The organism is Psychromonas aquatilis (genome assembly GCF_038155185.1).
GTDB classification, from domain to species: Bacteria; Pseudomonadota; Gammaproteobacteria; order Enterobacterales; family Psychromonadaceae; genus Psychromonas; species Psychromonas aquatilis.
The window spans coordinates 1-238 of sequence record NZ_JBAKAZ010000232.1; the positions used below are offsets into that span (position 1 = coordinate 1).

Consider the following 238-nt stretch of genomic DNA (forward strand, 5'->3'; position numbering starts at 1 on the left):
GATTAAAAAGCAACAAGACGGCCGTTGTATAATTTTATTTCTATTGCGAGATCCTGAAGGTGATAAAAATAGATCAACAACTTGGTCAGTAATATTACATGTTAATGCGATAACCAATCACTATAGTTGGCAACCGACCTGTTTTAGTAGTCATAATGATAGTGACTTATGGTTTGCTTATTTGAATGTACTAGCGGATTGGCGTAGTAGTTATTGATTTATCCACTTTAATGCTAAC

The 238-nt window shown here is 34.0% G+C and carries 1 protein-coding gene; it reads left to right on the forward strand.

The genetic code is table 11. The features are described from left to right. On the forward strand, nt 1-217 hold a 217-nt coding region (locus V6256_RS15420; RefSeq protein WP_341599130.1), incomplete at its 5' end, for an enterochelin esterase domain-containing protein. Nucleotides 218-238: the final 21 nt, after the last annotated feature.